Raw genomic sequence first — 13,605 nt, forward strand, 5'->3', positions numbered from 1 at the left:
ATGGATACCAAAACCTTTAAACGCACCCTCAACCACTCTGAAAACTACCACCGGAAAGGCTTTGGCCATCAGGATGAAGTCGCAGGGGTCATGGATCGCGAATACCAAAGCTCGTTAATTCAGGAGATTCGCGATCGCAACTACCAATTCCAACGGGGCGCAATCACCATTCATCTCGCCGAATCCTTTGGGTTTTGTTGGGGAGTCGAGCGAGCGGTAGCGATGGCCTACGAAACGCGCCAACATTTTCCCACCGAACGCATTTGGATCACCAACGAAATTATCCATAATCCGGGGGTGAATCAGCGGTTACGGGAGATGAATGTGGGCTTTATTCCCGTCGAGACGGAGGTCAAGGACTTTAGCGTTGTCGAAGCGGGGGATGTGGTGATTTTGCCCGCCTTTGGGGCCAGTGTGTCGGAAATGCAGTACCTCAATGAGGTGGGCTGTACGATTGTGGACACCACCTGCCCCTGGGTGGCGAAGGTGTGGAATTCCGTCGAGAAACATAAAAAGCGGGACTATACCTCGATTATCCACGGCAAATATCAGCATGAGGAAACGGTGGCCACGAGTTCCTTTGCGGGTAAATATTTGGTGGTGTTGAATTTGGCTGAGGCGCAGTATGTGGCGAACTACATCCTCAACGGGGGCGATCGCGCCGAATTCATGGCCAAATTTGCCAATGCCCATTCTGACGGGTTTGATCCCGATCGCGACCTTGACCGCGTCGGCGTGGCCAACCAAACCACGATGCTCAAAAGTGAAACCGAAGCGATCGGCAAACTCTTTGAGCACACCATGTTGCAAAAATACGGCCCCGTGGATCTCAATGCCCATTTCATGAGCTTCAACACGATTTGCGATGCTACCCAAGAGCGTCAGGACGCGATGTTTTCCCTCGTGGAACAGCCCCTCGATCTCCTCGTGGTGATTGGCGGCTTTAACTCCTCCAATACCACCCACCTCCAAGAAATCGCCGTCGAACGGGGCATTCCCTCCTATCACATCGATAGTGGCGATCGCATCGGCCCCGGCAACCGCATCGAACATAAACCCCTCGACACCGAGCTTGTGGTCACAGAAAATTGGCTCCCCGCTGGCCCGCTCCAGGTCGGCATCACCTCCGGAGCCTCCACCCCCGACAAATCCGTCGAAGCCATCATCGAAAAAATCTTCGCCCTCAAACCCTAAGATCACCCCATGGAACCGAGGAGCTAGGGGACTTCGGCAGCCTAGCTCCTCGGCAGAATCGGACTAATTAAAGGGACGGAACGGATCATCCTCGCGATCGTCGCCGAGGAGAGACTCGATCGTCTTCGCCCCTAATTGATTACCCTGCTGTTCGTAGAGATTTAACGCCGACTGCCAAGCTGTGATCGCTTCACGGCGACGTTCACGGGATTGGAGGGCAATCCCTAGGCGGTGAAAGCCCACAGGATTTTCCGGAGCCAACTGAGTCACCCGCCGATAGGCCACGATCGCAGGCAAATACGCCCGCTTTTGAAACAAGATATCCCCGATGCCCAACTGCGCCTCTGGGGTATCGTCCGCCATCGCCACGGCGCGATAGAAAATCTTCTGGGCTTCATCTTCATTGCCCTGTTCTTGCAAGACACTGCCGATTTGAACCTGCACCATCGGATTCCGGGGATCAATGCGAGCAGCTTGGTTAAAGGCTTGCAGGGCTTCGTCCTGTTGATTGGTCATGCCAATCAGGAAAATCCCCAACTGCATCCACAGGTTGGCATTTTGGGGGTAGCGTCGGGACGATTGACGCAGTAAATCAATCGCTTCTTGGGGGCGATCCTGTTCAAGGAGGGCGGTGGCCATCATGCCGTAGACATTGCCGTCTTGGGGATCAAGGGTAGCCGCCTGTTGATAAACTTGATAGGCTTCCCGGTGGCGGCCTTGGCGCATCATCACCACGCCAAGACCGAGATAACTATTGACATGGTTGCGATCGAGTTGGAGAATGCGGCGATAGGCTTGCTCGGCTTCGGTGTTGCGGTTGAGTTGGGCATGGCAGAAGGCGAGGGCATAGAGAAACGGAACGTTATTCGGCTCCAGGATCAGCGCATACTCATAGGCTTGGGCGGCGGCGTTGTATTGGCCCTGGAGGGTGTAAAGATAGCCAATGCCGGAATAAATTCTGGGATTGGTGCGATCGATATAGACCGCTTGTTGGTAGGCTTCGAGGGCGCGATCGAATTCTCCGGATTCGACGAGATCCCGCCCTTGCCGGAGATAATTATCAAGCTGCTCGTTGCGGGGGGTTTGACTAAAACCGGGCTGGGGCAGGAGTGTTAGCCCCATGACTAGGGTAAGGCTTGCGATCGCACGTCCCCACTGTTTCATACTGGTTCGACTGGTTCGACTAATCTGTTTCATGACTCCTCAACGGGATGAGGAGCCACCAATACCCCCCATCCATAACAGCTATGGTTCACCCACTAGGCAGCATGCTGCCGGTACCATTCAATTGTATTCGCTAAGCCTTGGCGAAAGTCAGTTTGAGCAACAAAATTGAAGGTTTCTTTCGCCCGTTGGGTATCCAGACAGCGGCGCGGTTGACCATTGGGCTGATCCGTTTGCCAAACAATCTCGCCCCTGAACTCCATCAATTCACAGATCAACTCCACCAGATCCCGAATTGAAATTTCCGACCCCGTTCCCAAATTCACCGGTTCCGGCGCATCGTACCCTTGGGTCGCCATCACAATCCCCCGCGCCGCATCGACGGAATAGAGAAATTCACGGGTGGGGCTGCCATCCCCCCAGGCAGGTAGTTGGGTATCCCCCCGCTGTTGGGCTTCGTGGACCTTGCGAATCAGCGCCGGAATCACATGGGAACTCGACGGGTCGAAATTATCTTCGGGGCCGTAGAGGTTCACCGGCAGTAGATAGATGCCATTAAAACCATACTGTTGTCGGTAGGCTTCGAGTTGCACCAAGAGGGCTTTTTTGGCAATGCCGTAGGGGGCGTTGGTTTCTTCTGGATAGCCGTTCCAAAGGTCGTCTTCTTTAAAGGGTACGGGGGTGAATTTGGGATAGGCGCAAATCGTGCCCACGCACACGAATTTTTCCACGCCGGCCTGATAGGCAGCGTGGATCAGTTGCGCCCCCATCATCAGGTTGTCATAAAACAATTCGGCGGGTTTTTCACGATTGAGGCCAATCCCCCCCACATGGGCCGCCAGGTGAATGATGATGTCTTGGTTTTGGACGACGGATTCACAGGCGGGCATTTGGCAGAGGTCGTAGTCGCGCGATCGCACCACCGTAATCAAATCTGCCTGCGCCCCCGCCGCCACCAACTGGGCCACCACTTGCTTCCCTAAAAAACCCGCCCCACCAGTGACGAGGACTCGCTTTCCGCTCAGTTCTACCATGATTAATCTCTTGCCTAGATAACGACAGACGGATGACCCTGTATCGTCTTCATCCAAACACAGCCAGAGTCATCCTCAAATTCCACTACTCCGTAACTGCACTGAGGACAGTGTGTGTTTGAATCTACCGCAGGGCCGTTAATCCACCGTCATACGGTTGTGATGGAGATAGGCTAAATCGGCCTTGAGTTGTTCGGTCACAACCCCCGTCGGTGGCTCTAGACCCAATGCCGTTAGATCCGCATCGACCATTAATTTCACCAATTCTTCAAAGGTGATCGACGGCTCCCAACCCAGTTGTTTTTTCGCCTTCGTACAGTCACCAATCAACAGATCCACTTCCGCCGGTCGCAGGTAGCGCGGATCAAACTTGACATAGTCTTCCCAATTAAGATTGACATGGCTAAAGGCAATCTCTAGGAATTGACGAATGGAATAGGTTTCATTGGTGGAAATAACGTAGTCATCGGGCTTGTCTTGTTGCAACATCATCCACATCGCCCGCACATAGTCGCGAGCATAGCCCCAGTCCCGCTTCGAGTCCAGATTCCCTAAGTACAGATCATCCTGTTGCTTGGCGACAATTCGGGCGACGGCGCGGGTAATTTTGCGGGTGACGAAGGTTTCCCCCCGACGGGGCGATTCATGGTTAAACAGAATCCCATTACAGGCGAACAGGTCATAGGATTCTCGGTAGTTAATCGTTTGCCAGTGGGCGTAGACTTTGGCGCAGGAGTACGGGCTACGGGGATAAAAGGGGGTTTCTTCACTCTGGGGCACATGTTGGACTTTGCCAAACATTTCTGATGACCCGGCTTGATAAAAACGCACTTCGGCACCGGTGCGCTGTTGGTAGTCTCGCATGGCTTCGAGGATGCGTAATGCGCCCATGCCGACGGCATCGACGGTGTATTCAGGTGCATCAAAACTGACACGGACATGGGACTGAGCCCCTAGGTTATAGATTTCCTGGGGTTGTACGGCTTCAATGATGCGCCGGAGGGTGGTGCCATCGGTGAGATCCCCGTAGTGCAAAAACAGGCGAGCATCTTCGTCATGGGGATCAACATAGAGATGATCAATCCGGTCGGTGTTAAATGTTGACGTGCGGCGGATAATGCCATGGACTTCATACCCTTTTTCGAGCAGAAGCTCACTGAGATAGGAGCCATCTTGACCTGTAATACCCGTGATCAGAGCTTTTTTGAGTTGCGTCATCGTATCGGCTTGTCCTTACATGCGTTCTGAGGTTGACTCTGCGGTTGAGAGTATTTTCTCTCTTCAACTTAGTAGAAATACAGAGATTTCGTGTGATCTGTCACTGACTTTTTTACGTTTGCTATCACTGCGAATGAAACTCGCTGAGGGCCGATGATGGGAAGCGGTGCGATCGCACCGCTTCCCTAATACGCACCATTGTTGCCCGGAAACAGAATCACACCGATGGTTTTCACAATAATGAAGAGATCCAAAACCCAATTATGGTGGCCAGAATAGTACACATCGATTTGAATCCGCCGTTGATAGGGAATGTCATTGCGGCCGGACACTTGCCACAGGCCGGTGATGCCCGGTTGTACCCGCAGCACTCGATCCATGTAGCGACCGTAGCGGGGCACTTCTTCCGGCACGAGGGGACGTGGGCCCACGACACTCATATCCCCTTTGAGCACGTTCCAAAATTGGGGCAGTTCGTCTAAGCTCGTCAGGCGGAGAAATTTACCGATGCGGGTGATGCGGGGATCTTGGCGGAGTTTGTAGTCGGATTCAAATTCTTGGCGCAGTTGGGGACAGTTGGACACCATCTCAGAGAGGAGGGTGTCGGCGTTGTTGACCATGGTGCGAAATTTGATACATCGGAAGGGTTTGTGATGCTTGCCGATGCGTTCTTGGCAGTAGAAGATGGGGCCGGGGGATGTGAGGGCAATGAGAGCCGCCAGTACGAGATAGAGGGGGGACAGGATGACTAGAATCGTGGCGGCGAACAGAATATCAAATACACGTTTTTGCCGTAATCGATTAAAGCGTTGCGATCGCGCCCGTTGGGACTGGGCCGATTGTTGATAGGTGGGGGATTTTGATGGTCGGCCTTTGGCCATCAACCCACGGATTAATTTGACGGAAACCAGTTGGCTTTCGGCGGTCATTGTACTCCTCTTCACATCACACCACGTAACTTTAAGCGATCGCTCAAGACAGTTCGACCGTCTAAGCTAGCTGAACTTTTCCCGATCCCCAGGACTCGATGGGGGCGAACGAGTGGCTGTATACCGATCAATACAGTCAAGATATCGCTGCTGAAAAACCGCTGGCGCAAACTGATGAGCTTGCTGCTGGCAGGATTCTGGTCGAATTTTGCCACAGATTTCCTCAAAAATTCTAACGGTTTTTACCAACGCCGCTACGGTTTGGGGGCCAAACAACAAACCGGTTCCCGTGGTGGGGGCGTGCCGAACGTCTTGCACGGTCTCTAAGGACCCACCCGCACCATAGGCAATGACGGGGGTTCCGCAGGCTTGGGCTTCCACGGGGGCAATGCCAAAATCTTCACAGGCGGCATAGACAAAGGCTTTGGCTTGGGCCATATAGGTGGCAACGGTGGCGTTGGATTGACTGCCGAGGAGTTGAATGTTCGGCTTAGCGATCGCCTCCAAGGCCCCCCGGTCCGGGCCATCTCCAATCACAATCAACGGTAACCCCAACTGATTAAAGGCCTCAACAATTAGTTTTACGCGCTTATAACTCACTAACCGGCAGACCGTCAGATAAAAATCCGCCTTTTGAGGTTGATAGGTGAAACGATCCAACTGCACGGGTGGGTAAATCACCTCCGCCTGACGACGGTAGCAGCGCCAAATCCGCTGGGCGGTGTGGTGGGAATTGGCAATGAAGTGATCCACACGGTTGGCGCTCAACACATCCCATTGGCGCAGGTAATGGAGGATGAGGCGGGTGGCAATGCCCGGCAAGCCACGACCAAGGCGACTGCTGCGCAGGTAATCAAAGGTGAGATCCCAGGCGTAGCGCATCGGGGTATGGCAGTAACAGATGTGGTGTTGTTGGGAATGGGTGAGGATGCCTTTGGCGACGGCGTGGGAAGAGGAGAGGATGACATCGTAGCCGCTGAGGTCGAGTTGTTCGATGGCGAGGGGCAGGAGGGGGAGGTATTTTTGGATGCCTTGTTTTGCCTTGGGAAAATGTTGGAGGAAGGTGGTTCCGATCGCTCGCTGATAGAGATAGCTTTCTGGGTTGGTGGATTCAAAATCGATCAGGGCGTAGAGATCGGCGTTGATGTGCTGCAAAATTTCACGAACCACAAGCTCTGATCCGCCCGTGGCGTGGGGGGTGAGCCATTCGTGAACTAGAGCAAATTTCATGGAGCGATCGCGCAGGGGACTAGATTAAGAATTATGAAGGAAAGTGGCAGGGGGGGCAAGGATTTATCGCTTCAGCCGAGGATTTCCCCCTAGTTCCGATGAGACGCGATCGTCGCCGTTTTCGTTGCATCGCCCTGCACAACATGCGCCAATGCAACCCAAACAAACGCCAGCACTACCCTAACCCGTGAGTGCTGGCGCTTATGGTCAATCAAAAACTAGTGCTATTGATTATGTTTAAGGTCTTTATCTAGGCTGACCCCATTTACATCAGTTATAGAGATTGCCAGATAATATCAGTGACATTTTGTTTCTTAATAATTTCTTTAGATTTTGCCAATGATCCAAAAACGTGAGCCAAAAACTGGGGTCAGTCGGCGGGATTGATCATGATTCAGGCTTGTAGAGAGTGACCCCTAATTTTTGCGTGAGCCACACCTCAAAATTCCGAATTGGGTACGATCGCGCCGCAATCAACGGATCAACCATCGGCTCCACCAAAATCGTAAACAGACCCAAGCGATTCCCCGCCAGGGCATCCGTGAAAAGGCGATCGCCCACCATCGCCACCGCCTCCGGCGGCAACTGCATCGCCTCCATCGCCTGGCGTAGCTTGCGCCGCGACGGTTTCCGCGCCCCCAGGATGTAGGGCAAATTCAACGACTCTGCAATCCCCCCAATCCGCGACTCACTGAGGTTATTGCTCACCAACCACAGCGCAACGTGCTGACGAATTTCCTCAATCCAAGCCACCACCTCCGGCGATACCTGCCGTTGTTTGAGGGGCACGAGGGTTTCATCCACATCTAAAATCAGGCCCTGGAGATGATGGGTTTTCACCACCTCCGGCGTTAACTCTAAAATCGTCCCCCCCAGTACCAAACTGGGGCTAAGTAAGTGATCCCATCGTCCATTGACCATTGTGTTTCTGTCCTGAATTCAGTGCGAATAATTAAGGCGGGGGACTGGGGAGCGATCGCCCCGCCCGAATCCGTTGGGTCGCGGCTTCATGCTCCTCTAAGGTGCGACTAAACACATGGGTGCCGTCATACCGTGCCACAAAAAAAAGATAGTCCGTCGCCACCGGATTCAGCGTTGCCACCAAACTCCCCTGGCCCGGACTCGCGATCGGCCCCGGCGGTATCCCCGGATTGAGATAGGTATTATAGGGCGACGGCGTTTGCACATCCGCCAAGGTGAGGGGTTGATCCGGGGTTTGCCGTCGTCCCAACACATATTCCACCGTCGGATCAGATTCGAGGCGCATCTCCTGCGCCAACCGTTGGCGAAACACCCCCGCAATGATCCCCCGCTCCTCCGCCACGCCCGCTTCTTTCTCCACCATGCTCGCCAAAGTTACCCATTCCAACAACGACAAACCGGGATCGGCCTGCTCTTGATAGAGAGGTAATGCTTTCTGCTCAAACCGTTGCAGCATGGTCACGATCACTGCTTGGGGTGTAGTTCCGTCTGGGGGTAGTTGGTAGGTGTCGGGGAAGAGGAAGCCCTCAACGGTGGTGATATCTGCCGGGAGCCAGGCAAACTGATCCCTAGGAACGGTTTGGGCAGCCTGGAGAAAGGTTTCGGCGGGGAAGAGTCCTTGGGATTCGAGGGCTTGGGCAATGTCGGTTAAGCGCCAGCCTTCGGGAATGGTGAGGGTGGATTGAAACACTTGCCCCGTCCAAATCGATTGCGCGATCGCCGTCATATCCTGACCCGGCGACAACACATATTGCCCCGCCTTAAAACTCCCGGCTTGATCCTGCAACGCCAACCAAAACGCCCAAATATTCCACGCCCACGCCGAATGAATCACCCCCGCCGCCTCAAGATCCGCCCCAATCTGGCGCGTTGATGTATCCGCAGGCACTTCCACCTGAATTTCCACCGGCTGATTCTCCGCCTCGATCATCACCGGCGACATCGCCCAGCGCCACCACTGGTAACCATGCCAGCCACTCAGCAGCAGCACCCCCGGCAAAATACCAAGGGGATACAACCACTGCGAGAATGAACTAAGCTTTTTCATGGGAGCCGCGATCGCCAAGGGAGATTAATGGCCCATCATAATCCTTTCTATTCTTCTTCTTCCTCTCGTTCCATTTCTTGAATGAGGAGTTCTCGCAGATGGGGCTGCAAGTCTTGGACTTCTTCAAAAGACAGGAGTTCAATTTGGCGATTTGGAGCGCGACGGGCAAACAGCAGGAGAGGATCGAGAGGTGTATAGATCTCGTATTTTTGATCGTTGTGGTAGAAATGCGTCAGGACTTGAAAATGCTCAGATTCCACCTGTCCATTATCCGTTGGCACTTCTAGGGTCAATTCCTCCACGACTTCCGGCAGTTCGCCCGACACGGTCAGGGTGTAGGCGGCGTAGTTCAGGGTGAGATTTTGCTCCGAGAGGACAGCTTTGGCATCAGCAAACACTTGCTCAATTTCCTCATCTTCTTCCACCCAGGCGGCATCGGCTTCATCATCATCGCTATCCCAAGCAATGATGGTCACGGGCGAGTCTACGGGTAAGAGAATCAAATACGTGTTACCGCTGTCTTTAAAGCTCTGCTCCACAGAACATTCTAGCGATCGCCCTGCTTCATCCAATAACGTCACACTATCGGGAATGGATGGGTCGTGATCAGAGGGAAATGGAGGGGACGGCATAGTCAATCCAGTGCGGCAACGAAAGGTAGCTCTCAGAATATCAAAAAAGGGGAAAGGGGCATACGCTTCAACGGGTGATCGAAGAACGTGGCTGGCTCGATGCTACCCGATTTCACCCTGGGCGTAGCATTGATGAGGATTGGATCTGACTCCGCCGCAGCCGGGACAATCTCAGGCTGGGACGATTACGGAGCGCGATCGGGTTGGATTAAGCTGGGTAGCCAGTTGCGGCTAAATTGGCAATCTTGGAGCATGGCTTCAGACAGGGCCGCATCTCGCGCATCGCTGGAATCAAATTGATAGTTGCCCGTTCGCGCTTGTTCGTAGGCGCGTGGGTCGGTCAAGAGGGCGAGGGTTGAGCGACGATAACGACAGAGGGCATAGACGGCTTGACGCTGGGGGTTTTTGAGGAGGAAGGCATTCATTTGGACGACACAGCGATCGCCCTCCCAGGCTCGCACCACACTTTCGATCGCCACATCCGGAATCAGCGGAAACCCGATCGCCGTTGCCGCCGGTTGGCAACGCGCCAGCCGATCCAAAAAGGGTACAGGGTCGAGATAGTCCCGCGCTACCGGATCAGCCGGGACAGGCCGCCCATTATCGAGGCAGATGCGGCGACCGTCGGGATCGATGTAGTACTCATCGCAGGGGGGATCATTGGCGATCGCACTGTGGGGATCGGCCAGAACACTGAGGAGAGCGATCGCGCTGCTGTATACAAGGGTGGCAACTGTTTTGGAAAACATAGCATTAACTCGTTGGGGATTCTGAATTAAGAAGACTCCATCCTCTGTAGTGCGGGCATCTTGCCCGCTGGGATTTAATCTTGCCCGCTGGGATTTAATCTTGCCCGCTAGGATTTAATCTTGCCCGCTAGGATTTAATCTTGCCCGCTGGGATTTAATCTTGCCCGCTGAGATTTAATCTTGCCCGCTGGGATTCAGACAAGACAGGGAGCAGGATGCTCCCACCCCCTGCACACTTCAAATTTTGTCGTACATTTCAATGTTTGTCCTGTGTTAAGAGACCTCTGACTCAACTTCTCAAATTTGATAACCGAGAGGACGGAGAATGGAAGGCACTTGGGCGGCGCGATCGCCTTGCAATTCTAAGGTCATGTCCTTCACCGCCCCCCCTGCACCACAGGAGGTTTTCAGGGTTTTGAGGAGGGCTTTGAGGGTCGCATCCGAGGTTTGAAAGCCGCTGATGATCGTCACGGTTTTACCTTTGCGGCCTTTGCGGGTGACTTGGATCTTCAGTTTTTGTTGCTGCGGGGGGAGATCGGGAGTCGCAGGGGCGATCGCCGCTTCGGTGCTAGGGGAACCGAATTCAGAATAGACGACACGATTTTTAGCAGGACGGGCAGCCATAGAGATGATTACAAGGAGAGGTGGTCTTCCTGATATTCTAGGGGGTGCTATCTCGCTTGAAGGAAGCCTTTTGCCATGCGCCTGTCTCAGATGCTTTTCGTTACGCTGCGGGAATCGCCAGCGGAAGCGGTGATTCCCAGTCATCAACTGCTGTTGCGGGCAGGCTATATCCGCCGCACCGGGAGCGGGGTCTATAGCTATTTGCCGTTGATGTGGCGGGTGTTGCGCAAGGTGTCGCAGATTGTGCGCGAAGAGATGGACGCGACGGGGGCGCAGGAATGTTTGTTACCCCAACTGCAACCGGCGGAACTGTGGCAAGAGTCCGGGCGTTGGGATACCTATACGAAAGCCGAGGGGATTATGTTTGCGTTCCGCGATCGCCAAGATCGCGATGTGGCCCTAGGGCCCACCCATGAGGAGGTGATTACGGCGATCGCCAAAGACATGATCCGCTCCTACCGCCAATTGCCCCAACATTTGTATCAAATTCAAAGTAAATTCCGCGATGAAATTCGCCCCCGCTTTGGCCTGATGCGCGGCCGTGAATTCATCATGAAAGACGGCTATTCCTTCCACACCGATGAAGCGAGCCTCAAAGCCACCTACGCCGACATGGATCGGGCCTATCGCAATATGTTCCGCCGTTGTGGGTTAGACTTTGTTGCCGTGGAAGCGGATTCCGGCGCGATCGGCGGGTCGGGGTCTCAAGAATTTATGGTCTTGGCAGACATTGGCGAAGACGAGGTGCTCTACACCCCGGATCAACGCTACGCCGCCAACGTGGAAAAAGCCACCTCGATTCCCCCCGATGCGATCGCCTCTCCCTTCACCACCTACGCAAAACGCCCCACCCCCAACACCGCCACGATCGCCACCCTGGCCGAGTTGGCCGACTGTTCCCCGACTGCGATCGTCAAAAATGTCCTCTATCAAGTCACCTACGACACCGGGTTAATCGTCTTGATTTTGGTGAGTATTCGCGGTGATCAGGATGTGAACGATGTGAAATTGCAAAACGAGGCGGCCCGGATGGCGGCGGACTTTGGCGCGAGTACGGTGCTGAGTGTGGACGTTCCCGATGCGGAGATGCAGCAAAAATGGGCGGCGCATCCCTTGCCCCTGGGCTATATCGCGCCGGATTTAGGGGATGACTACATCGCGAAAACGGCGCTGATTCATCCGCACTTTGTCCGCTTGGCTGATCCGACGGTGGTGGAGTTGAAAAACTTTGCCACAGGGGCCAATGAGGCGGGGCATCATGTGTTTGGTGCGAATTGGGGTGAACAGTTTGACCTGCCGAAGGTGGTGGATCTGCGCAAGGCGATGGCGGGCGATCGCGCTCACCATGACCCCAGCCAAACCCTCCAATCCGCACGGGGGATCGAAGTGGGCCACATTTTCCAACTGGGGACGAAATATTCCCAAGCCATGGGCGCAACCTTCACCAACGAAGCCGGGGAGGAAATGCCCCTGGTGATGGGTTGTTATGGTGTGGGCGTGTCGCGTCTGGCACAGTCGGCGGTGGAACAATGCCACGACAAGGACGGGATGATCTGGCCCGTGGCGATCGCCCCCTATCAGGTGATCATCGTTATTCCTAACATGAGCGATGCCGACGCAGTGGCGGCCGCAGAAACACTCTACGCCGATTGTGAAGCGGCAGGGCTAGAGGTGCTCCTCGATGACCGCACCGAACGCGCCGGGGTGAAGTTCAAGGATGCAGACCTAATCGGCATTCCCTACCGGATTGTAACGGGGCGATCGCTCAAACAGGGCAAAGTAGAAGTCGTCCAACGGGCCACAAAAGCAGCCCAAGAAATCCCCCTCGGTGATGTGGTGGCGACCCTGAAAGACTGGTACGAGGCAGCGATCGCTTAACCTCATGATCCGGTCATCAAGAGTTGCGAGATGACTACGTCGCAGGGTTTTCCTAACCCGTTGGGTTGCGGCGGATTTTGGTAGGCGCGATCGCTTCAGTACAATATAAGCAGTGAATGAGGTGCGCCAATGCAAACCCCAGCCCAAGCCTTCGTAACGACTCCACCACCAAACGCGGAACCCGCCTATGAGCAGCCACCCACCGAATTAGACATCTCTCACATCGTCACTGAGGATGAAACGCCCGTGGATAACCTGATCCAGGAAAAATTGCAACGTCTGCTTGTCCATTGTCTCTATCACGCTTTTCGCAGCGAGCAACCGTTTATTGCGATGGCTGATGTGGGGCTGTTTTCGGCACTCCATGGGCCGCCCCTCGTGCCCGATGTGATGCTCAGTTTAGGGGTAGAAATTGCCGCTGATTGGAGCCAGAAGCGCCATCGTTCCTACTTTATTTGGGAATTTGGGAAGCCCCCCGATGTGGTGATTGAAATCGTGTCCAATCGGAAAGGGCACGAAGGCGATCGCAAACTCAACGACTACAGCCGGATTGGGGTGTCCTATTATGTGGTGTTTGATCCGCTGGAATATTTGTCAGCACGGGTGTTGCGGGTCTATGGGTTGCGGGAAGGTCAGTACCATCTGTTTGATGATGCCTGGTTGCCGGGGGTGGGTTTGGGTTTAACCCTGTGGTCGGGTTCCTTCGAGGGGAAACAGTACGATCGCTGGCTGCGATGGTGCGATCGCAATGGGCAAATTCTCCCCACCGGCAGCGAGCAAAGTGCCCAAGAAGCCCAACGCGCCGAACAGGAAGCCCAGCGCGCCGATACCGCCGAAGCTAAACTCGCCGCCCTGATGGCCAAACTGGCCGCCCAAGGTATCGACCCCGATCAACTGGATCACCCCGCCTGAGCTACCCTAGAT

General features: G+C 54.5%; 13 protein-coding genes. 3 read left to right on the top strand and 10 right to left on the bottom strand.

Annotated elements, in window-relative coordinates:
* The gene (locus tag SPI6313_RS15935; RefSeq protein ID WP_072621889.1) at positions 1 to 1,194 is read left to right on the top strand and encodes a 4-hydroxy-3-methylbut-2-enyl diphosphate reductase; all 1,194 of its coding nucleotides are present in this window, start codon (positions 1 to 3) and stop codon (positions 1,192 to 1,194) included.
* Between the two features lie 63 nt (positions 1,195 to 1,257).
* On the opposite strand, the gene SPI6313_RS15940 is transcribed toward SPI6313_RS15935, so the two are convergent.
* The 10 genes from SPI6313_RS15940 to SPI6313_RS15985 form a co-directional block, all read right to left on the bottom strand.
* Positions 1,258 to 2,391, bottom strand: a complete 1,134-nt coding sequence (locus SPI6313_RS15940) for a tetratricopeptide repeat protein (protein WP_084669066.1) — start codon at positions 2,389 to 2,391, stop codon at positions 1,258 to 1,260.
* A gap of 62 nt (positions 2,392 to 2,453) precedes the next feature.
* Positions 2,454 to 3,392, bottom strand: coding sequence for a GDP-L-fucose synthase family protein (locus SPI6313_RS15945; protein ID WP_072621891.1), 939 nt, complete (start codon positions 3,390 to 3,392; stop codon positions 2,454 to 2,456).
* Between the two features lie 138 nt (positions 3,393 to 3,530).
* The gene (gene gmd, locus SPI6313_RS15950) at positions 3,531 to 4,610 is read right to left on the bottom strand and encodes a GDP-mannose 4,6-dehydratase (RefSeq protein WP_072621892.1); all 1,080 of its coding nucleotides are present in this window, start codon (positions 4,608 to 4,610) and stop codon (positions 3,531 to 3,533) included.
* A gap of 185 nt (positions 4,611 to 4,795) precedes the next feature.
* Positions 4,796 to 5,539, bottom strand: a complete 744-nt coding sequence (locus SPI6313_RS15955; RefSeq protein WP_072621893.1) for an undecaprenyl-phosphate galactose phosphotransferase family protein — start codon at positions 5,537 to 5,539, stop codon at positions 4,796 to 4,798.
* Between the two features lie 66 nt (positions 5,540 to 5,605).
* The gene (locus tag SPI6313_RS15960; protein ID WP_072621894.1) at positions 5,606 to 6,769 is read right to left on the bottom strand and encodes a glycosyltransferase; all 1,164 of its coding nucleotides are present in this window, start codon (positions 6,767 to 6,769) and stop codon (positions 5,606 to 5,608) included.
* Between the two features lie 387 nt (positions 6,770 to 7,156).
* A complete protein-coding gene (locus SPI6313_RS15965; protein ID WP_072621895.1) occupies positions 7,157 to 7,690 on the bottom strand; it encodes a YqeG family HAD IIIA-type phosphatase in 534 nt (177 codons plus the stop codon).
* A gap of 31 nt (positions 7,691 to 7,721) precedes the next feature.
* Positions 7,722 to 8,798 carry an endolytic transglycosylase MltG gene (gene mltG / locus SPI6313_RS15970; RefSeq protein ID WP_072623183.1) on the bottom strand — a complete coding sequence of 359 codons (1,077 nt, stop codon included), beginning with the start codon at positions 8,796 to 8,798 and terminating at the stop codon, positions 7,722 to 7,724.
* Positions 8,799 to 8,845: 47 nt separating this feature from the next.
* A complete protein-coding gene (locus tag SPI6313_RS15975) occupies positions 8,846 to 9,430 on the bottom strand; it encodes a DUF3727 domain-containing protein (protein ID WP_072621896.1) in 585 nt (194 codons plus the stop codon).
* A 185-nt stretch (positions 9,431 to 9,615) separates the two neighbouring features.
* Positions 9,616 to 10,179, bottom strand: coding sequence for a hypothetical protein (locus SPI6313_RS15980; protein ID WP_072621897.1), 564 nt, complete (start codon positions 10,177 to 10,179; stop codon positions 9,616 to 9,618).
* Positions 10,180 to 10,476: 297 nt separating this feature from the next.
* Complete coding sequence (locus SPI6313_RS15985; protein WP_072621898.1) at positions 10,477 to 10,803, bottom strand: translation initiation factor; 327 nt, start codon at positions 10,801 to 10,803, stop codon at positions 10,477 to 10,479.
* Between the two features lie 75 nt (positions 10,804 to 10,878).
* On the opposite strand from SPI6313_RS15985, the gene SPI6313_RS15990 reads away from it, so the two are divergent.
* Positions 10,879 to 12,681, top strand: coding sequence for a proline--tRNA ligase (locus tag SPI6313_RS15990; RefSeq protein WP_072621899.1), 1,803 nt, complete (start codon positions 10,879 to 10,881; stop codon positions 12,679 to 12,681).
* A 129-nt stretch (positions 12,682 to 12,810) separates the two neighbouring features.
* A complete protein-coding gene (locus SPI6313_RS15995) occupies positions 12,811 to 13,593 on the top strand; it encodes a Uma2 family endonuclease (RefSeq protein ID WP_072621900.1) in 783 nt (260 codons plus the stop codon).
* The last annotated feature ends 12 nt before the right edge of the window (positions 13,594 to 13,605 follow it).

Source organism: Spirulina major PCC 6313 (assembly GCF_001890765.1).
In the GTDB taxonomy this organism is placed as follows: Bacteria; Cyanobacteriota; Cyanobacteriia; order Cyanobacteriales; family Spirulinaceae; genus Spirulina; species Spirulina major.